This is a genomic window from Serratia sp. N21D137, from assembly GCF_047530005.1.
GTDB classification, from domain to species: domain Bacteria; phylum Pseudomonadota; class Gammaproteobacteria; order Enterobacterales; family Enterobacteriaceae; genus Chania; species Chania fonticola_B.
In genome coordinates this window covers 34338-54553 of sequence record NZ_JBLJAJ010000018.1, presented here as the reverse complement: position 1 = coordinate 54553, position 20216 = coordinate 34338, and the positions used below count along the sequence as shown (strand labels likewise).

The window sequence follows — 20216 nt, the reverse complement described above, 5'->3', positions numbered from 1 at the left end:
CGATTAGAGGACACAGCATGTTAAGTATCAAGAATTTGCACGTCAGCGCCGAAGGTAATGAGATCCTCAAGGGGCTGAGCCTGGACATCAAACCGGGCGAAGTGCACGCCATTATGGGACCCAACGGCTCTGGCAAAAGCACGCTTTCCGCCACGCTGGCTGGCCGGGAAGAGTATGAGGTCACCGCAGGGGAAGTGACGTTTAAAGGCAAAGATCTGCTGGAGCTGGCTCCTGAGGATCGGGCCGGTGAGGGCGTATTCCTGGCGTTCCAGTATCCGGTAGAGATCCCCGGCGTCAGCAACCATTTCTTCCTGCAGACCTCGGTGAATGCGGTGCGTAATTACCGTGGCCAAGAGGCGCTGGATCGCTTCGACTTCGCCGACTTTATCGAACAGAAGATCGAGTTGCTGAATATGCCAGCGGATTTGTTGACCCGTTCGGTCAACGTCGGTTTTTCCGGCGGTGAGAAGAAGCGCAACGACATCCTGCAAATGGCGGCGCTGGAGCCGGAGCTGTGCATTCTGGATGAAACGGATTCCGGGCTGGATATCGATGCCCTGAAGATCGTCGCCAACGGCGTCAATTCGCTGCGTGACGGCAAGCGCGCCTTTATTATTGTCACCCACTATCAGCGCATTCTTGATTACATCAAACCGGATTACGTTCACGTGCTTTCCCAGGGGCGCATCGTGAAGTCCGGTGATTTCTCATTGGTGAAACAGTTGGAGGAGCAGGGCTATGGCTGGCTTTCCGACCAACAGTAATTCACGGGCACTACAGCAGATGTACAGCCTGTTCGAAGCCCGCGGCGGCGAGCAGTCTGCGCATGCGTTAGCCCATTGGCAGCAGGTTTTGCGCCAAGGCTGGCCGACTCGCAAGCAGGAAAACTGGAAATATACCCCGCTGGAAGGCTTGTTGGAGCAGCAGTTTCTGGAGCCTGTAGACCACGTGATTAGCGAGGAGCAGCGTGACCAGTTAGCGTTGAAGATTGATGCGTATCGCTTGGTGTTTGTCGATGGGCGCTTATGTCCGCAATTGAGCGATGAGGATCTTGGTGACTACCAGTTGAACAGGGTGACCTATGATGCGCCAATAACGCTGCCAGAACCGATCCAGCCAGAAATTTTTCTGCATTTGACCGAAAGCCTGGCGCAGGAAACCAGTGTGATTAGCCTGGCGGCAGGCAAAGCTCCGGCTAAACCGCTCTATCTGTTGCATCTCAGCACTGGTCGCGAGCAGCCCGGAGAAGTGAATACGCTGCATCACCGGCACCACCTGGAGATTGCAAGTGGTGCACGAGCTTCGGTCATCGAACACTATGCCAGCGTCAGCGCTGCGGCCCACTTCACCGGTGCGCGCCTGACCGTGACGGTGGGTGATAATGCCGAGCTGCATCATTGCAAACTGGCGTTTGAGAGCCAGGCCAGTTATCACTTTGCCCATAACGACCTGCTGGTTGGCCGCGATGCGCGGGTTAAAAGCGACAGCTTCCTGTTGGGAGCGGGGCTGACACGCCACCACACCAGTGCACAGTTAAACGGTGAGGGGAGCAATCTGGTCATCAACAGCCTGGTGCTGCCGGTAGGTAAAGAGGTATGCGATACCCGTACCTATCTGGAACATAACAAAGGCTACTGTGAAAGCCGCCAACTGCACAAAACGGTGGTCAGCGATCGGGCCAAGGCGGTATTTAACGGCATGATCAAGGTCGCGCAGCACGCGATCAAAACCGACGGCCAGATGAACAACCACAATCTGTTGTTGGGCAAGGTGGCGGAGGTCGATACCAAACCGCAGCTGGAAATCTACGCCGATGATGTCAAATGCAGCCACGGTGCCACCGTGGGCCGGATCGATGAAGAACAGCTGTTCTATCTGCAATCGCGCGGTATTGATAAGCACGCGGCGCAGCAGATGATCATCTTTGCCTTTGCCGCTGAACTGACGGAGGGCATTGCCGACCCGGTCATTCGGGAGTTGGTGCTGGCGCGTATCGCCGATCGTTTACCCCAGGAGGCGGCATGAGTTATCCCCTGGAACGGGTACGTAGTGATTTTCCCCTGCTGGCTCGGGAGGTCAATGGGCAACCGTTGGCTTATCTGGACAGTGCTGCCAGCGCGCAGAAACCGCAGAGCGTGATTGACCGCGAACTGGATTTCTACCGTCACGGTTATGCCGCGGTTCACCGCGGCATTCATACGTTGAGCGCCGAAGCTACCCAGCAGATGGAGGGCGTGCGTGAGCAAGTGGCGCGCTTTATCAATGCGGGCTCGGCGGAAGAAATCGTGTTCGTCAAAGGCACCACCGAAGGCATCAATCTGGTGGCTAACAGCTTTGGCCGCCATTTGCTGACGGCGGGCGACAGCATCATCATCACCGAGATGGAGCACCACGCCAACATTGTGCCGTGGCAAATGCTGGCGCAAGAGCGAGGCATCACGCTGCGTATCTGGCCATTGCAGCCAGACGGCACCCTGGACCTGGCGCAACTGCCGGGTCTGATCGATGCCTCCACCAAGCTGTTGGCGATTACCCAGGTATCGAACGTGTTGGGAACCGTCAACCCACTGCATGAGATCGTTCCCGTGGCCAAAGCTGCTGGGCTGAAGGTGCTGGTGGACGGGGCTCAGGCGGTGATGCATCAGCGTATCGATGTCCAGGCGCTTGACTGCGATTTCTATGTGTTCTCTGGCCACAAGCTCTACGGGCCTAGCGGTATCGGCATTCTGTATGGCAAGCAGTCGTTGCTGGAACAGATGCCACCATGGGAAGGCGGCGGCGCGATGATCCAACGTGTCAGCCTGACGCAAGGCACTACCTTTGCAGCGCCGCCATGGCGGTTTGAGGCCGGTTCACCTAATACGGCGGGTATGATGGGGCTGGGGGCTGCCATCGACTATGTCGAGGCTCTGGGGCTGGAAAATATCCACGATCACGAGCAATCTCTAATGCGCTACGCATTGGATGGACTGCAGCAGGTGCCAACGCTGAAGATTTATGGCCCTGCGCAACGTGCCGGCGTGATTGCCTTTAACCTGGGTGAACATCATGCCTACGACGTGGGCAGTTTTCTGGATCAATACGGCATTGCGATCCGCACTGGGCACCACTGCGCCATGCCGCTGATGGAGTTCTACCAGGTACCAAGTATGTGCCGTGCCTCGCTGGCGTTGTACAATACCCGCGAGGAAGTGGATCGGCTGGTCGCCGGTTTGCAGCGCATCCACAGCTTGTTAGGCTAATCATTAAAGGGAACCCCATGGCGCATTTGCCAGACAAAGATAAATTGGTGCGTAATTTTTCCCGCTGCCTGAACTGGGAGGAGAAGTACCTGTATGTGATCGAACTGGGTAGCCAGTTGCCACCGCTGGATGAAAGCGAGCGGCAGGCGGCCAACCTGATTTCCGGCTGTCAAAGCCAGGTCTGGATCGTGATGAGTAACAACGCGCAAGGGCAGGTTGAGTTTCATGGCGATAGCGATGCTGCTATCGTCAAGGGGCTGCTGGCGGTGGTGTTTATTGTTTATCATGAGCTTACGCCGCAGCAAATCCTCGATCTGGATATACGCCCATTCTTCAGCGAACTGGCCTTGAGCCAACATCTGACGCCTTCTCGTTCTCAAGGTTTGGAGGCGATGATCCGCGCTATTCGCGGTAAAGCGGCACAGCTCGCCTGACCGGATATCCCAAGGCTTATTGATGGCACGCTATGTCAATGAGCCTTTACAAATCCAGCCAAACCCCGCCTTTTTTCTACAAATCATAAGTATTTCAGCCGCTTACCCGTTGACGAGTCATTGACAATTCCTGCGTTTGATTACGTTATAACATGTTGATTTTTTGCAATTTATTGCCTTTAAATCGGATCTTGCTAATATCGAACGAGCATTTATCTTATTTACCTGCTGGCCAGCGATCGCTAGCCTTGCAATGAACCGTAATAACAATAGGGATCAGAATGAAACGTGCGTTGACTCTAATGGGCGTGCTATTCGCCACTGTACTGACCGGCACCCAGGCCGCCAGTGCGAACGAATACCCATTGCCGCCGCCAGGCAGCCGTCTGATTGGTGAGAATACGATTTACAACGTGCCAAACGATGGCCGTTCGCTGGAAGCCATTGCGGCTGACTACAAGATTGGGCTATTGGGCATGCTGGAAGCCAACCCGGGTACCGATCCCTATCTGCCTAAACCGGGGTCGGCGCTGACGATCCCGACACAGATGCTGCTGCCGGATACCCCACGTGAAGGCATTGTGGTCAATCTGGCGGAACTGCGCTTGTACTATTACCCGAAAGGGGAAGATAAGGTGATCGTCTACCCGATCGGTATTGGCCAGACCGGTATGAATACGCCGCTGAAGGTGACCTCGGTCAGCCAGAAGATCCCGAATCCAACCTGGACGCCCACTGCCAACATCCGCAAGCGCTACCAGTCACAGGGCGTGACTTTGCCTGCGGTAATACCAGCCGGGCCAGAGAATCCGATGGGGTTGTTTGCCATGCGTCTGGCCATGGGGCACGGTGAATACCTGATCCACGGCACCAATGCCAACTTTGGTATCGGGATGCGTGTGAGCTCAGGCTGTATCCGCCTGCGCCTGGACGATATCGAAGCGCTGTTCAACCAGGTGCCACAGGGCACCAGAGTGCAAATCGTCAATGAACCGCTGAAAGTCTCCGTTGAGCCAGACGGCAAACGCTATGTAGAAGTGCACCAGCCATTGTCCAGAGTGGCCAGTGACGATCCGCAGACCATGCCAATCGCGCTTTCTAAAAATCAGAAAGCCTTTGCTGCCGATCCACAGACCGATAAGGCAATGCTCGACAACGCCATCGTACGGCGTTCTGGCATGCCAGTGCTGGTCAGTGTAGGGCAAGACCCTTCCGAGGTCACTACACCGCCTACAGCACTTCCTGGTGAGGGTGCTGATACCTCTGGCGAGTCTGGTGCACCGATTAGCTCAGTGAACTAAACCTTGATGGTGCGAAAGTCATGGGGTCCGGCATTGAGCCTGGCCCTTTTTTTGTGCCTAAGGTATTGGATGGGGTGATGTGCAGGGGAATTTATAGGCAAAAAAAAACGGTGCACAATGTGCACCGTTTTCAATAACCGAAGCAAACTTACTTTTTGTAAGCGTGTGCTTGGTTGTCCAGACGCTGGTTAGCGCGCGCTGCGTCGTCTTTAGCTGCTTGAACGTCAGAACGGATTGCGTTCACGTCGTTGCTCAGCTGATCAACTTTAGCGTTCAGAGTCTGAACGTCAGAAGACAGTTGATCGATTTTAGCGTTGCTTGAGCAACCAGCCAGCATAGTAGAAGCCAGGATTACCGCGCCCAGTACCAGTTTAGTACGATTCATTATAACACCCTCTAGATTGAGTTAATCTCCATGTAGCGTTACAAGTATTACACAAACTTTTTTCGAAAGAGAATAAATTTTTTGTATTAGGGCCCTTTATTTTGATCGTTCGCTCAAACTTGCATCTTCTTTTGCAAAATAGTTAAAAAATCGAAGGAAAACAGCCTGATTCTATGGGACAACTCTCAAATGAAATTGGCGAAATAAACCGCTTTAATGGTTGCGTTTTTCTGAAAGTGCGTTATTGCAGATAAAAAAAACGCCGCTAAGCGGCGTTTGGGTCACAGACTGGTTGTCACGTTTATTATTACAGCACGTGAACCGAGGCAGTATTGGTCGTGCCGCTTGGTACCAGAGCACCAGAAACCATCACCACGACGTCGCCTTTCTGTGCCAGGCCGCTGGCCAAAGCAACTTCTTTACCAATGCGGTAGAAGTCGTCGGTAGAAGCGATTTCTTTGACCATCTGAGTGGTGATACCTTTGCTCAGGATCAGCTGACGGGCAGTGACTTCGTTGGTCGTCAGCGCCAGGATCACGGCGTTAGGGAAGTACTTACGCACGGATTTGGCTGATTTGCCGCCGCTGGTGGCAACCACAATCAGTGGCGCGTCCAGTTTTTCAGCAGTTTCTACCGCACCGCGGCACACCGCTTCGGTGATACGCAGTTTACGGTTGTCGTTCAGGGTGTCGATACGGCTAGGCATCACGCGATCGGTACGTTCGCAGATGGTTGCCATGATGGTAACGGCTTCCAGCGGGTATTTACCCTTGGCGCTTTCACCAGACAGCATCACCGCATCGGTACCGTCCAGGATGGCGTTGGCAACGTCACCGGCTTCTGCACGGGTAGGGCGCGGGTTCTTGATCATTGAATCAAGCATCTGGGTCGCGGTGATAACCACTTTGCGTGCACGGTTACACTTCTCGATCATCATCTTCTGCGCGAAGATCACTTCTTCAACCGGGATTTCAACACCCAGATCGCCACGAGCTACCATGATGCCGTCAGACGCTTCGAGGATCTCGTCGAAGTTGTTCAGGCCTTCCTGGTTTTCGATCTTGGAGATGATCTGAATGTTTTCGCCGCCGTGAGCTTTCAGGTGCTCACGGATTTCCAGCACGTCGGAACGCTTACGGATAAAGGAAGCCGCAACGAAGTCTACGCCTTGCTCACAACCGAAGATCAGGTCACGTTTGTCTTTTTCGGCCAGCGCTGGCAGCTGAATGGATACGCCCGGCAGGTTAACGCCTTTGTTTTCGCCCAGATCGCCGCTGTTCAGTACCTTACAAACAACTTCGCTTTCGGTAACCGCAGTCACTTCCATACCGATCAGGCCATCATCCACCAGCACGGTGTTGCCAATTTTCAGGTCGGCAGCAAAGCCAGGGTAGGTCACCGCAACGCGTTCGTTGTTGCCGATAACGCTCTGGTCGGTGGTGAAGGTGAAGGTCTGGCCAGCAACCAGGGCTGCATCAACGCCGCCTTCCAGTTTCATGGTACGGATTTCCGGGCCTTTGGTATCGAGCAGGATACCGGCATTTTTACCGGTTTTGGCAATCACCGCACGCATGTTCTTGATACGGTTACCGTGTTCTTCATAATCGCCGTGGGAGAAGTTAAGGCGCATTACGTTCATGCCCGCGTTCAGCAGGCTGGTCAGCATTTCTTCCGACTCGGTTTTCGGGCCGATAGTACAAACAATTTTGGTCTTTTTCATGACGATTTTTTCTGCAAGTTGTGATGGATTATAAAACTAACGGTACCGGTGGCTAGGCCATCGGTAAGGGATTTGGGCTGTGCCTGGCAATGCAAAACATAGTTAAGGATAGGTGACCTTGGTCGAAATGGGGTGGAAAAATTCGGCCGATGCCCAGGTGCGGGTAGGCTGCGCAAAAAGCGAGGATGAGAATTTTTTGTAATTGCGTTTTCGCAGATCAAGGGCTGAAACCATTCAACTGAAAGACGTTGCGCATTATAAGGCTATGCGGCTGGAAACAAAACAAAAAACCGCAGTCGTTGGCAGTTTTGTACATAAAGTCAGCAAATGTGGCGCAAATAAGCCGCCTGCTAACGGGTTTGTTGCGCAATTAGCATTACTGTAACGGATTATGTTTTCGAAAAAAATAAAGTGACGGCGATCGCGTTTTCAAACATTTTTCTGGATTTCCAGCAGGACTCCGTCATCCAGACAGAAACAGCCAAAAACGGTAGTGGCAGGGATCGCCAACGTTTCCTGGGCCATCAGAGTATGCACGTCACTGCCGACGGTGAATTCGAAGATCCCAGAAAGGACGCGGATGTGTTGGGGGTAGGGGCGTTTTTGCAGTTGGTCAAAGGTGCCTGCGGCAAACTTGACTTCCCAGGCGGTGCTTCCATCGCTCATTAGCCCTTGGCGGCGGGCGAGGCCATTGTCGAGTTGTTCGAACGGCAGCTGTGAATTAAAAACCGACATCAAAATTACCTCCATCAGGATACTGTGCTGATGATACGCGACGGGCTGACGCTCTGTCCGGTATTACTGTTAAATTGGGTTACCGTTAGGCGAGAGATAATACTGGGAAGCGAAACAAGAAGTGGTGCGTCCGAATGGACTCGAACCATCGACCCCCACCATGTCAAGGTGGTGCTCTAACCAACTGAGCTACGGACGCACTGTGCTACTTTCAGGAATTTGGTGCGTCTGAATGGACTCGAACCATCGACCCCCACCATGTCAAGGTGGTGCTCTAACCAACTGAGCTACAGACGCATCTTTTTCCTCTCTGTCATGGCTGACAGCGGGGACGAATATTAACGAGCAACCTGGCCGCTGGCAAGGGGAAAAACGCAATTTTATTCGGTATTTCACGCGATTGCTGAGCTTATGTGCAGTAAGGCGGTTTTTTCTGCAATGGCTGGCGAGGAACTCGCCGGTTTGCCTGGGGCAAACCGGCGAACGCTATTAACGTGTGGAACGCTGCAAAATCAACGCTGGGGGTTGGCGTTGTAACCAGCGCATCCGCAATACCATCATGATGGCGGCGAAGGTCAGGCCGATAATAAAGCCGAACCAGAATCCGCTCGGCCCCATCGCCGGCACGATGTAGTCCGTCAGCGCCAGCAGATAGCCGCTGGGCAATCCGAGAACCCAATAGGCCACAAAGGTGATATAGAAGATCGCCCGAGTATCTTTATAGCCCCGCAAAATACCGCTACCGATCACCTGGATAGAGTCGGATATCTGGTAAATCGCCGCCAGCAGCATCAGATGGGATGCCATGGTCACGACCGCAGGGTTATCGTTATACAGCAGGGCGATAGATTCGCGGAAGGCAGCGGTGAACAACGCCGAGCAACTGGCCATGGCGATGCCGACGGCAATCGCCGCATAGGCGGCAATCCGAGCGCCCTCTACCGAGCCTTCGCCCAGACGGTGCCCAACGCGAATGGTGGCCCCAACGCCGAGCGACAGCGGCAGTACAAACATCAGTGAGCTGAAGTTCAGGGCAATCTGGTGTCCGGCAACCGCAACGATGCCTAGCGGTGAAACCAATAATGCCACCACGGCAAACAGCGTCACCTCAAAGAACAAGGCCAGGGCAACCGGTAGACCAATGCCGATCAGGCGTTTTAACGCCTGCCAGTCCGGGCCACGGCGTGCGCCTTCCTCCAGCTTGATATCCCGCAGCGAGGATGCACGTTTGGTATACCAGCGCATCATCAGGAACATCATCCAATACACGCTGGCGGTGGCGACACCACAACCGACGCCGCCCATTTCCGGCATGCCAAACTTGCCGAAAATCATTATGTAGTTGATCGGGATGTTGATCAACAGCCCCAAAAATCCTATTACCATGCCGGGCTTGGTTTTGGATAAGCCTTCACACTGACCACGGACGACCTGGAAGAACAAATAGCCGGGAGCCCCCCACATAATGGCATGCAGGAAACCAACGGCCTTTTCAGCCAGCAGCGGATCGATGTTGTGCATCATGTCGATCACCAACTGGCTGTTATAAATCACGGCGATAATGAGGAGTGAAACCCCCGATGCCAGCCAAAAGCCCTGACGCACCTGATACGCGATACGATCGCGGCGGCCCGCGCCGTTGAGCTGGGCGATAACTGGGGTCAAGGCCAGCAGTAAACCGTGGCCGAACAGAATGGTCGGCAGCCAGATAGAGGTCCCGACGGCAACGGCGGCCATATCCGTGGCGCTATAAGAGCCAGCCATGATGGTATCGACCACGCCCATTGCGGTTTGGGATATTTGCGCGATGATGACCGGAATTGCGAGGGCCAATAAACTACGCGCCTCAATAAAGTACTTCTGCACGTATACACCTTTCTAATTATTTATGGGAAGGGGTGTCGCTGCATCAGCAACAACTAAAAACTGCGGAATATGCCGAAAAGATTGTACCTGCTAGTCGGGGTTAAGCAAAGGTTGTAAAGAAATAGTTATACTCGTCGTCTTTCAAGCTGTAGCTTGAAATCCAAGAGTCTCTATTCGTCGCCTTGAAACTACAGCGCAGTTAGCTGGGGACGCTAACCCCAGGATATAAACTAGGCAAGCACTGCTTTTTTGTCGCTGTGCGTTTGGTTTTCTGCCATAACTGGGGCAAACTGCTTACAGCGCGTTGAACATAGTCATAAAGAAGAGGCCAACATGTTTACCGGTATCGTACAAGGCACCGCCCCGCTGGTTGCCATTGATGAAAAACCCAACTTCCGTACCCACGTTGTTGAAATGCCTGATGAGCTGTTACCAGGGCTGGAGTTGGGGGCCTCGGTAGCCCACAACGGCTGCTGTCTGACCGTCACGGAGATTGCAGGCAATCGCGTCAGCTTTGATTTGATCAAAGAGACTCTGCGGTTGACCAATCTTGGCGATCTTAAACTGGGTGATGTGGTCAATCTGGAAAGAGCCGCCAAGTTTAACGATGAAATCGGCGGACACCTGATGTCCGGGCATATTATCTGTACGGCGGAAGTCACCAAGATTTATACCTCGGAAAATAATCGTCAGATCTGGCTGCGTATGCCGAATATCGATTTGATGAAATATGTGCTGCATAAAGGGTTCATCGGCATCGATGGCATCAGCCTGACCATAGGCGAGGTGGTCAATAACCGTTTCTGTGTGCATTTGATCCCGGAAACCCTTGAGCGCACCACGCTGGGTAAAAAGCGTCTGGGCGATAAGGTCAATATCGAAATCGATTCGCAAACTCAGGCGGTGGTGGATACCGTCGAGCGCGTATTGGCTAATCGTGAGGCTGCGTTAGCTGTCACCAAGCTGCCAGTACCCAAAGTCTGAGAACCGTGCACCAATAACCACACATAGGAGCCAAACGTGAAGTATTACGGGAAAACGATGATGTTAGCGGCGCTGTTGGCACTGACTGCCTGTTCAAGCTCCCCGGAACAGGCGAACTCACAGTCTGCCGAGGCCGAAGATGATACCTGTGGTGCATCGCAGTATCAGAATTATGTGGGTAAACCGCTGTCAGCGTTGGACGGGGTCAATATTCCCCAGCAGGTACGAACTATTCCTTATAACTCTATGGTAACCATGGACTTCAATTTAAAGCGCTTGAACTTCCTGGGTGACAGTGAAGACAAAATCATTCGCGTTTATTGCGGTTAATAACCCTTTACCCCAACCCTGTGGGTTGGGGTAAAGGATTTTAGCGGGGAACTCGCAGACCGCCTTCGACGCCTTTAGGGCTGAATACCACCTGCCAAAGTTGAATATCGCGAGCGCGGAACGCTCCTGCGCAGGCATTAAGGTAATAACTGAACATCCTTTCAAAACGTTCGGAATAGCGCGATGCCAGCTGTGGCCAGCTCTGTTTGAAACGTTCATACCAGGCCATCAGGGTGCGATCGTAATCTGCGCCGATATTATGCCAATCTTCCATGACGAAGCGGCCTTCGCTGGCCTGGGCAATATGTTTCACCGACGGCAGGCAACCGTTGGGGAAGATATATTTATTGATCCACGGATCAACGTTCATATCGGTCTCGTTGGAACCAATGGTATGCAACAGGAAAATGCCATCGGGTTTTAAATTACGTTCCACCACCTCGAAATAGGTTCGGTAGTTTTTCGGCCCAACGTGTTCGAACATGCCGACCGAGACGATGCGGTCAAACTGCTGGTAGAGATCGCGGTAATCCTGCAGCAGAATTTCCACGTCCAGCCCGGCACAGCGCTCTTGCGCCATTTTCTGCTGTTCGGCGGAGATGGTGACGCCCACCATGGAAACGCCGTAGTGCTTGGCCGCATAAGCAGACAGACCGCCCCAGCCACAGCCGATATCCAATACCCGCATACCGGGCTGCAGGTGCAGTTTTTCGCAAATCAACCGTAACTTGGCCTCTTGTGCTTCTTCCAACGTCGTGGCCTGTTGCCAATAGCCGCAGGAATATTGCATATAGGGATCCAGCATCTGGGTAAACAAATCGTTACCCAGGTCGTAATGCTCTTTGCCAACAATCCAGGCACGTTTTTGGGATTGCAGGTTGGTCAGGCGGGCGGCGACAATACGCAAGATATCCTTCAGGTGGTGGGGCAGTTTCTTTTCCAGGCCAGCTGCGACAACCCGCTGAAAAAATATGTCCAGCCGTTCGCACTCCCACCAACCGTCCATATAACTTTCGCCCAGCCCCAGAGAGCCGTCTTGCAGTACGCGTTTAAAGAAATTGGGATTATTGATCTGAATATCGAAAGGGCGTGAACCATTGATTTCAATGCCGGCCATGCTAAGCATTTCATGAGCGATACGATACCAATGGTTGTCCTGGATGCTCAGATCTTCTATACACGATGAACTCATAGCTTCTCCATCACCTTCTTCTGACTTATGATCCTGCAGAATTTAGCGTAGACAATTTCTACAGGGACATACGTATACCTACGGTAAAAATTCACCGTGGTGTCTGAAATCCGACTTGAACAGAGGAAATTTAAGAGACTCCCTGCGTCAAAGGACGCGGGTAAATGCAACCTTAAATAAAGTGTGATGCCATCCACGTACGCAGCAGTTGCTGCAATAAGAACTTAGTATAACTGTTATTCTAAAAGGTCGTTTTTGAGTATAGGCTTGCCGAGGCGTAGACTCAACTGCAAATCGCGCTCGGCAAGAATTTTCATTAAGTGACTATTTACAGAGATAATTATGACACGGAGTCGGCACGCTTCTGCTGTGTCATCTGCGTTTCATCCGTTCCTTTCCCACGCTGGATCAGATAACCCAAGGCTGCCAAAAATACGGTAGCCACCATTACGGTAGCCGTGGCTAACAGCGGTTGGGCGATAAATGCCGAAACCAACAGGCTGGCGATAAAACATAATCCCAACTGCAGCGTGTTTTGCAGCGCAGCAGCTTTGCCACTGTTGTTGGGGAAGGGCATCAACGCATTGGCTACTAAAATAGGATAGCTGGCACCGTTTACTAACGCCATAAAGCAGAACGGGATCAGCAGAGTGGTCAACGTTGGCTCACTTAGCGTGGCGATCAGATACAACGCCACCATGCTGACACCGTAAGCTAACAGCAACCACGGCAGCAAGGTTTTGCCAGAGATGCGATTTAAGGCGCTACGGCAGCTATAACCCCCTAATAAGAAAGCCAGCGTTTGCGGCACATAGCTCAGACCAATATCGTTGGGGCTATACCCCATATCGCCGAGGATAAAGGGTGAACCCGTCAGCCAGGCGAAGAAGCCAGCAGAACAGGCAGCAAAAACCATCACGTTGCCGCTGAACACCGGGGATTTCAAGATCTGCATAAAGCCAAGGCTCGGCTTTTTATCGGCGGAAGGTACCAGTCTGCTACGGTCTTTCAGCAGCAAGGTGGGGATCAGCAGCAGGGCGGTGATCCCCAGCAGCACGGCGAAAATGGCCCGCCATCCCATATGGTTGAGCAACCAGGCACCCAGCAGTGGGGCCAGCGCCGGAGAGAGGGCGACCAGCGGCATAATGGAGGCGAAAACACGGTTGGCTTTGCCATCGCGGTAGCGATCGACCACGATCGCCTGCCAGGTGACGGCGGCGGAACAGACGCCAATGGCTTGAATAAAGCGCAGTGACCACAGCTGTGCCACGTTCTCGACCCAAAGCATACCGAGGCAGCCGACGGCGAACAGCGCCAGGCCAATCAATAACACGGGCTTACGGCCAATACGGTCGGACAGCGGCCCCCACAGCAACTGGGCAAAGGCAAAGCCTGCCAGGAAGATACTCAGGCTGGCGCTGATCGCCCCAGCGGAGATTTGCAGATCCTGCTGCATTGCCCCAAAGGCGGGCAGGTACATATCGGTAGCCAGATAGCCCAACATACTCAGGCCGGCCAGGTAGAACATAAATCCAAAATTTCGCATTGCTATTTCTCGTTAAAATTATGTTGTCGCAGGTTTTGAAGCGCCGGCAAGTGTATACGGCTGGATCTCTGCTTGTGAAACGGTAATATTTGCAAGGTGCTGTTAAAAAATTTGAAGGCAAACATGTGTGGTCTGAATATTCACTCGATGTAGTAGATGCGGTAGCGCGGACCGGCAGTTTCAGCGCGGCGGCACAGGAGTTGCACCGCGTTCCTTCTGCTGTGAGCTATACGGTGCGTCAACTGGAGCAATGGCTGGCAGTGCCTTTGTTTGAACGCCGTCACCGCGATGTGGAACTCACGCCAGCGGGGGCGCTGTTTATTAAGGAGGCGCGAGTTGTTATCAAAAAAATGCTCGATACCCGACGGCAGTGTCAGCAGGTGGCAAACGGTTGGCGCGGGCAACTGCGGATTGCGGTCGATCTGATCGTCAAACCCCAGCGCAGCCGCCAGCTGGTGCTGGATTTTTATCGCCATTTTCCCGACGTGGAACTGATGGTACAGCCGGAAGTCTTCAACGGCGTGTGGGATGCGCTGGTCGATGGCCGCGCTGAGATGGCCATTGGTGCAACACGTGCGGTGCCGGTGGGCGGCGGTTTTGCCTTTCGCGATATGGGCTTTATGAATTGGCTCTGCGTAGTCCATGCTAAACATCCGCTGGCCGCCTTGCAAGGAAAGCTGCGAGACGATCAGCTACGACCTTATCCCTCGTTGCTGTTGGAAGATACTTCGCGCAATTTACCCAAGCGGGTGACCTGGTCGCTGGACAACCAGCGGCGATTGACCGTGCCAGACTGGGTTTCTGCGGTAGATTGTTTGCGTGCCGGGCTGTGTGTGGGCATGGTACCCGCGCATCGGGTATTGCCGTTGGTACAAAGTGGCGAACTGGTGGTATTACCACTGCATGAGCCTTTCCCGCCTAGCGCCTGCTGCTTGACCTGGCAGCAAAACGCCCAGTCTCCGGCCATGGCCTGGCTGTTGGACTATCTGGGCGACAGCGAAACGCTCAATCAGGAATGGCTCAGTGAAGAGGAGTCGGGTGCTTAATCGGGCGCAGTATTGCAGCGCCCCAACAGGAGTTAACGGCGGTAATCGACAAAAGGACCATCGGCAACTGAGCGGCGCTCGATGAGTTTTGGATGCACTTCAATCACCTGCGATTCTTCACGCTTGCTGATAATGCGATCCAACAGCATGGTAAAGGCCATCTCGCCCAGGCGCTCTTTCGGCTGGTGAATGGTGGTCAGCGCCGGGGTGAAGTAGCGGGCATTACGCACGTTGTCGTAGCCAATCACCGAGATATCCTGCGGTACACGCAACCCCAGCTCATCGGCGGCGCAGATCGCCCCCATGGCCATAATATCGCCGCCACAGAAAACGGCGGTTGGACGATGCTTTTGCGACAGGATCTGATGCATGGCTTTGTAGCCAGATTCAGGCTCGAAATCCCCCTGCACGATCCATTCTTCGCGCACTTCGATGTTGGCTTCCTTCATGGCTTTCAGAAAGCCCTGGTGGCGACCTCCACCGGTATTACGCGCCAGTTGACCAGGAATGGCACCGATGTCACGGTGGCCACGTTCGATCAGGTAGCGGCCTGCCAGGTAGCCGCCCTCGAAGGCATTGTCGATAATGGTATCGGTGAAGTCTCCGCGCGCGGTACCCCAATCCATCACCACCATGGGAATGTTACGGTAATCTTCCAGCATGCCCAGTAGCTGATCTGGATATTCTGAGCACATCACCAGCAAGCCATCGACGCGTTTTTGCGCCAGCATTGCCAAATAGGCTTGCTGTTTATCCAGATTATTGTGCGAGTTACACAAGATCAGGGTATAGCCTTTGCTGTAGCAGCTGTTTTCCACCGCTTCGATCACTTCGGCAAAATAGGGGGCCTCGCTCGAGGTGGCGAGCAAACCGATCGATTTGGTGTGGTTGACCTTGAGGCTGCGGGCCACGGCGCTAGGTGAATAGTGAAGCTCTTTGATGGCGGCCCAAACGGCCGTTTTGGTATCTTCGGCGACGAAACGCGTTTTATTGATAACGTGCGAAACGGTAGTGGTAGAAACGCCAGCGCGTTTGGCCACATCTTTAATCGTTGCCATGTAAAAAATGACTCCTAAACCCACATGTTACAGCATGTAAGTATGATGTTAATCGTTTGCCTGCGTAGATCCTTCCCCAGATAAGCGAAAACTGAGTTTTTAGTGCTGAAGTCGTAAATCGCTTGAACAGGGAGGGGCAGTTTATCGGTACGCAGTTGTGAACTGCGGATTTTGTCGCATATTGAAGAAAAGTGGAAGAGCTAATCGGTAATTATCAGCGGGGAAATCATAACAAGATTTTAATCACGAACTGTGGGAAAATGATTTGACGTATAAACTGTGTGGCTTATGCTCTGGAAAAGCCAATCTGAGAGGGAGTTGTATATGGATACCAATTTGAAGATGTCATTACTCACCACCGTGGGTGCTTTGGCAATGATTATTGCTTTCAGTTTTATTGCCGCATTGAACTGATCCGCAGCAGAAAAACAAAGGCGCAGCTTGATGCCGCGCCTTATTATTAGCTAGTTACCCGCCGTTAAGCCAGGTTTTCTGCCACGAATGCCCAGTTAACCAACGCCCAGAAGTTTTCCAGGTACTTTGGCCGCGCATTGCGGTAGTCGATATAGTAAGCATGCTCCCACACGTCAACGGTCAATAGCGGAACGTCTGCGCCGGTCAGCGGGGTTGCCGCATTTGAGGTGCTGACGATCGCCAGACTACCATCCGCTTTTTTCACCAGCCAGGTCCAGCCCGCGCCGAAGTTTTTCACGGCGGCATCGGTGAACTGCTCTTTAAAGGCGGCGAAGGAGCCGAATGACTTATTGATGGCCTCTGCTACTGCACCCGTTGGCTCGCCACCACCTTGCGGTGATAAGCAGTGCCAATAGAAGGTGTGGTTCCAGACCTGAGCGGCGTTGTTGAACACGCCGCCGGTGGAGGTCTTGACGATCTCGACCAGGGATTTGCCTTCGAACTCGCTACCTTTCACCAGATTGTTCAGGTTAACCACGTAGGTGTTATGGTGCTTGCCATAGTGGTATTCCAGCGTTTCTGCGGAAATGTGCGGTTCGAGAGCGTTTTTCTCATATGGTAATGCAGGTAATTCAAACGACATTGCTTTCTCCTTTTATAGACAATACGCCTCTCCGACGCTGCAGGCCTAAGGGGCCGAGGGCGGAAAAACGCAATTGCACCACTTTTGTTATGGTTATTAATCTTAACAACTTTCCGAGCGAAAAGAACATCCAAAGTGTGCCAAGTGACTGATTGTTTAAAGTTGCAGCGGGTGATAGAGAGCACGGCCGAGCAGTTGGCTCAGCCGTGAAAGGTTAACGGATGGTGGTAGGGGTCACTACGCGGCGGGCACCAATGTAATGGTTTTGCCAATAGTCGTTATCTAACTGACTGATGCGAATTTCTTCACCGGTACGCGGTGACTGGATGAACTTACCGTTACCAAGATAGACGCCAACGTGATCGGCGGTGCCACGGTTGTTGATGCGGAAGAACACCAGATCGCCTTTCTCAAGCTCATTACGCTTGATCGGCGCTGCATCACGCAGGTGGTACATTTCGTTGGCGGTACGCGGCATTTTAATTTTCACCACGTCTTTGTACGCGTAATAAATCAGCCCGCTGCAGTCGAAGCCTGTACCAGGTGAAGACCCACCCCAGCGGTAGGGCTTACCCATTTGCCCCATCAGCTTGGCCATGGCTGTCTGCTTGGCGTGCTGATAACGTTTTTTGTGAGCGGCGGAAAGTTTCAACGGCTTTTCGCGGCCAGCCAATTTTGCCGTAGCTTTGCCTTCTTCACGATGGCGACCATAACCTTTTTTATAGCCTTTTTTAGGCGGAGTTACTTTTAGCTTGGCCGTTTTGGTTGCCTGGCTTTTAGTTTTAACGCTGGTGGTTTTTTTTGCGGTCTTTATCGTTGCTGGTTTGGTTTTTAGCGTTTTCGGAGGGGTGGCTGCCTTCACTTTTTTATTGGCTTTCTCCGCTTTCTTTTTCTTGCGGTCGTCTGGCCGGGCTTCATTAACGTGACTCTTGCGCTGCTCGGCAGAAACACGTGCCTGTGGCGCAGCGTGCGCCAAATTGAAGAAGAGCTGCGTAAATAGCAGCACAAAAAGTGTAATAATTAACCGCATATCGACGTTACCAACCTTGGCTCCGAAACAGAAATCGAATGAGTCACAGTATTCCCGAAATTCACCCTATAAAACAGCGTGGATCTCATAAATACTAATCCATATTGTGAGAAAACGTTAATGGCATTTTTATTGTTGCAAAATCAAACGCCTGGCGCCTAAAAAAGCGACAGAGATCATGTGGTTGGCTTATTGCTCGCCGGCATTGCGCAGGGCAAAGATAATAGTGAAACGTCCCGATTAAAAATGTTATTCTGGGGCCATGTTTTAACCGGTTCGGTGTGTCCGCCGCTTTTGCTGAGGCAATCAGAGAATGTCCCTGCAAAAGATGGCGTTTTCTTGGCACCGGTCCTGCCGCTACAATAGCCAGTGTGATGCATGTTGTAGCCATGATGTGGCTTGAGGAAGCAATAATGACGACGATTGAAAAAATTCAGCAGCAAATTTCTGCCAACCCGATCCTGCTGTATATGAAAGGCTCACCGAAATTGCCAAGCTGCGGTTTCTCTGCTCAGGCCGTGCAGGCGCTTTCAGCCTGTGGTGAACGTTTTGCCTATGTTGATATTCTGCAAAACCCGGACATCCGCGCTGAGCTGCCAAAGTACGCCAACTGGCCAACCTTCCCGCAGCTGTGGGTCGATGGTGAACTGGTTGGCGGCTGCGATATCATCATCGAGATGTACCAGCGTGGTGAACTGCAGCCGTTGATCAAAGAAACGGCCGAAAAGTATAAAGATCAGGAAGACCAGCAGCCTTAATGGCGCAGGGTTTTACCCAATAAAATCGGGCGGCACCTTTAACAGTGCCGCCCGATTTTTTATGTCTGTCAGTTTGCCAGCAAGCTATTGCGATTCAACGTTGGCAATCGGCCAGCCACCGAGACGTTTCCAGCGGTTGACCAGTTCACAGAACAGTTGGGCGGTTTGCTGGGTATCATACAGGGCTGAGTGTGCCTGGCTGCTATCAAACGGCATACCGGCGGCGATACAGGCTTTGGCCAGCACCGTCTGCCCTAATACCAGCCCACTAAGCGCAGCGGTATCAAAGGTGGCAAACGGGTGGAACGGGTTGCGTTTCAGGCTGGCGCGCTCGGCGGCGGCCATCAGGAAACTGTGATCAAAGTTGGCATTATGCGCCACGATGATCGCCCGGTTACAGCCCTGATCCTTAATGCCTTTACGCACGGCTTTGAAAATCGCATGCAGCGCATCATATTCACTCACTGCACCACGCAGTGGGTTATGTGGATCGATACCGTTGAAGGCCAGCGCTTCCGGTTGCAGGTTCGCCCCTTCAAACGGTTCTACGTGAAAATGCAGCGTTTCATCTTGCTGTAACCAACCATTTTCATCCATTTTCAGCGTGACGGCGGCAATCTCTAGCAGCGCATCGGTCTGAGCATGAAACCCGGCGGTTTCCACATCAATAACAACGGGATAAAACCCACGGAAACGGCCACTCAGGGCGTTAAGATCACTTTTTTCGGCCATCAGTTTCTTATCTTTAGCGAATTCAGCGCGCATTATGACAAATTTCTTGTCTTGGTGCAGCGGAGATAGAAAGCAGGGCGCATGGCGCGCCCTGGAGAAACCTCAGTTACCGAGGCCGTGACCTGCATGCTTGTTCTCGATCAGTTCGATCTTGTAGCCGTCTGGATCTTCGACGAAGGCAATCACGGTGGTACCGCCCTTGACTGGACCGGCTTCGCGTGTGACTTTGCCACCGGCCTGTCGGATGTTGTCGCAGGTGGCGGCTACATCATCGACGCCCAGAGCCAGATGACCAAAGGCGGAACCCATGTCGTAGCTGTCGACGCCCCAGTTATAGGTTAGTTCGATGACCGAGCCTTCGCTTTCATTGCTATAACCCACGAAGGCCAGCGAGTATTTGTACTCGGTATTTTCGCTGGTACGCAGTAAGCGCATGCCTAATACCTTGGTATAGAAGTCGATGGAGCGTTGCAGATCGCCGACACGGAGCATGGTATGGAGTAAGCGCATAATTTCCTCTGATTGGATATGCCGCGGCTGACGGCAGGTGACTTGAACAGCGTCAGACAGTATAGCCTTGTCGCATAAGGCAATTCAACGCGTGCGGTTGGTGATAGGGAAGGTTACGTTGTCACAAACAAAAATAGCTGCGAATAATAGTGCAGCAGGCGGGAGCCATACAGAACGCCGACACGCCGTGGATCCTTCCATGGAGGCTCGTATCGCGCGTCGATGCGCTCAACGGTCGGCTAACCTGTATGACCCCACCTGTCAGAGGCTTAGTGTATTGCGGTATTTAG

The 20216-nt window shown here is 52.8% G+C and carries 21 protein-coding genes and 2 tRNA genes; 10 read left to right on the top strand and 13 right to left on the bottom strand.

Annotated elements, in window-relative coordinates:
- Positions 1-17 precede the first annotated feature (17 nt).
- The 5 genes from sufC to ACMV5H_RS15295 all read left to right on the top strand — a co-directional run bounded on the left by sufC (position 18) and on the right by ACMV5H_RS15295 (position 4977).
- Positions 18-764 (top strand): Fe-S cluster assembly ATPase SufC, encoded by a 747-nt coding sequence (sufC, locus tag ACMV5H_RS15315; protein WP_021804565.1) that lies wholly within the window; start codon positions 18-20, stop codon positions 762-764.
- Entirely contained in the window at positions 739-2025 is a 1287-nt protein-coding gene (gene sufD / locus ACMV5H_RS15310; RefSeq protein ID WP_179247406.1) for a Fe-S cluster assembly protein SufD, read from the top strand. Before sufC ends, sufD begins: the two co-directional genes overlap by 26 nt.
- Entirely contained in the window at positions 2022-3242 is a 1221-nt protein-coding gene (gene sufS, locus ACMV5H_RS15305) for a cysteine desulfurase SufS (RefSeq protein ID WP_209523580.1), read from the top strand. The genes sufD and sufS overlap by 4 nt, the downstream gene beginning before the upstream one ends.
- A 17-nt stretch (positions 3243-3259) precedes the next feature.
- Positions 3260-3676, top strand: a complete 417-nt coding sequence (gene sufE, locus ACMV5H_RS15300; RefSeq protein ID WP_021804562.1) for a cysteine desulfuration protein SufE — start codon at positions 3260-3262, stop codon at positions 3674-3676.
- Positions 3677-3957: 281 nt separating this feature from the next.
- Complete coding sequence (locus tag ACMV5H_RS15295; protein WP_414822055.1) at positions 3958-4977, top strand: L,D-transpeptidase family protein; 1020 nt, start codon at positions 3958-3960, stop codon at positions 4975-4977.
- Positions 4978-5125: 148 nt separating this feature from the next.
- On the opposite strand, the gene ACMV5H_RS15290 is transcribed toward ACMV5H_RS15295, so the two are convergent.
- From ACMV5H_RS15290 to ACMV5H_RS15265, 6 genes are all read right to left on the bottom strand, one after another.
- Positions 5126-5362, bottom strand: coding sequence for a major outer membrane lipoprotein (locus ACMV5H_RS15290; protein WP_005165631.1), 237 nt, complete (start codon positions 5360-5362; stop codon positions 5126-5128).
- 307 nt (positions 5363-5669) lie between these two features.
- Entirely contained in the window at positions 5670-7082 is a 1413-nt protein-coding gene (gene pykF / locus ACMV5H_RS15285) for a pyruvate kinase PykF (RefSeq protein ID WP_021178107.1), read from the bottom strand.
- Positions 7083-7511: 429 nt separating this feature from the next.
- Positions 7512-7817, bottom strand: coding sequence for a cupin (locus ACMV5H_RS15280; RefSeq protein WP_414822054.1), 306 nt, complete (start codon positions 7815-7817; stop codon positions 7512-7514).
- A 122-nt stretch (positions 7818-7939) separates the two neighbouring features.
- Positions 7940-8016: transfer RNA gene (locus ACMV5H_RS15275), tRNA-Val, on the bottom strand.
- Positions 8017-8037: 21 nt separating this feature from the next.
- A tRNA-Val gene (locus tag ACMV5H_RS15270) sits at positions 8038-8114 on the bottom strand.
- A 192-nt stretch (positions 8115-8306) separates the two neighbouring features.
- A complete protein-coding gene (locus tag ACMV5H_RS15265) occupies positions 8307-9683 on the bottom strand; it encodes an MATE family efflux transporter (protein ID WP_115158436.1) in 1377 nt (458 codons plus the stop codon).
- Between the two features lie 333 nt (positions 9684-10016).
- On the opposite strand from ACMV5H_RS15265, the gene ACMV5H_RS15260 reads away from it, so the two are divergent.
- On the top strand, positions 10017-10667 hold the full coding sequence (locus tag ACMV5H_RS15260; RefSeq protein ID WP_414822053.1) for a riboflavin synthase subunit alpha: 651 nt from the start codon (positions 10017-10019) through the stop codon (positions 10665-10667).
- A 36-nt stretch (positions 10668-10703) separates the two neighbouring features.
- On the top strand, positions 10704-10997 hold the full coding sequence (locus ACMV5H_RS15255; RefSeq protein ID WP_179247409.1) for an I78 family peptidase inhibitor: 294 nt from the start codon (positions 10704-10706) through the stop codon (positions 10995-10997).
- Positions 10998-11037: 40 nt separating this feature from the next.
- Here ACMV5H_RS15255 and cfa read toward each other — a convergent pair whose 3' ends face one another.
- Both cfa and punC read right to left on the bottom strand, forming a co-directional pair.
- Positions 11038-12189: a cyclopropane fatty acyl phospholipid synthase gene (gene cfa / locus ACMV5H_RS15250; protein ID WP_115158438.1), complete on the bottom strand. Its 1152-nt coding sequence runs from the start codon at positions 12187-12189 to the stop codon at positions 11038-11040.
- Positions 12190-12529: 340 nt separating this feature from the next.
- Complete coding sequence (punC, locus tag ACMV5H_RS15245; protein ID WP_059200715.1) at positions 12530-13735, bottom strand: purine nucleoside transporter PunC; 1206 nt, start codon at positions 13733-13735, stop codon at positions 12530-12532.
- Positions 13736-13860: 125 nt separating this feature from the next.
- On the opposite strand from punC, the gene punR reads away from it, so the two are divergent.
- Positions 13861-14781, top strand: coding sequence for a DNA-binding transcriptional activator PunR (gene punR, locus ACMV5H_RS15240; RefSeq protein ID WP_021804553.1), 921 nt, complete (start codon positions 13861-13863; stop codon positions 14779-14781).
- Between the two features lie 32 nt (positions 14782-14813).
- On the opposite strand, the gene purR is transcribed toward punR, so the two are convergent.
- On the bottom strand, positions 14814-15839 hold the full coding sequence (gene purR / locus ACMV5H_RS15235; protein WP_021804552.1) for an HTH-type transcriptional repressor PurR: 1026 nt from the start codon (positions 15837-15839) through the stop codon (positions 14814-14816).
- 324 nt (positions 15840-16163) lie between these two features.
- Here purR and ACMV5H_RS15230 point away from each other — a divergent pair, with 324 nt between their 5' ends.
- Positions 16164-16253, top strand: a complete 90-nt coding sequence (locus tag ACMV5H_RS15230; RefSeq protein WP_158006235.1) for a YnhF family membrane protein — start codon at positions 16164-16166, stop codon at positions 16251-16253.
- A gap of 64 nt (positions 16254-16317) precedes the next feature.
- Here the strand turns inward: ACMV5H_RS15230 and sodB are convergent, their stop codons facing one another.
- Positions 16318-16896: a superoxide dismutase [Fe] gene (gene sodB / locus ACMV5H_RS15225; RefSeq protein WP_021178097.1), complete on the bottom strand. Its 579-nt coding sequence runs from the start codon at positions 16894-16896 to the stop codon at positions 16318-16320.
- A gap of 214 nt (positions 16897-17110) precedes the next feature.
- Positions 17111-17926 carry a C40 family peptidase gene (locus ACMV5H_RS15220; protein ID WP_021804551.1) on the bottom strand — a complete coding sequence of 272 codons (816 nt, stop codon included), beginning with the start codon at positions 17924-17926 and terminating at the stop codon, positions 17111-17113.
- Positions 17927-18336: 410 nt separating this feature from the next.
- Here ACMV5H_RS15220 and ACMV5H_RS15215 point away from each other — a divergent pair, with 410 nt between their 5' ends.
- A complete protein-coding gene (locus ACMV5H_RS15215) occupies positions 18337-18684 on the top strand; it encodes a Grx4 family monothiol glutaredoxin (protein WP_172413932.1) in 348 nt (115 codons plus the stop codon).
- A gap of 84 nt (positions 18685-18768) precedes the next feature.
- On the opposite strand, the gene rnt is transcribed toward ACMV5H_RS15215, so the two are convergent.
- Positions 18769-19449, bottom strand: a complete 681-nt coding sequence (rnt, locus tag ACMV5H_RS15210; protein ID WP_021178094.1) for a ribonuclease T — start codon at positions 19447-19449, stop codon at positions 18769-18771.
- A 69-nt stretch (positions 19450-19518) separates the two neighbouring features.
- A complete protein-coding gene (gene gloA / locus ACMV5H_RS15205; RefSeq protein WP_414822052.1) occupies positions 19519-19926 on the bottom strand; it encodes a lactoylglutathione lyase in 408 nt (135 codons plus the stop codon).
- Positions 19927-20216: the final 290 nt, after the last annotated feature.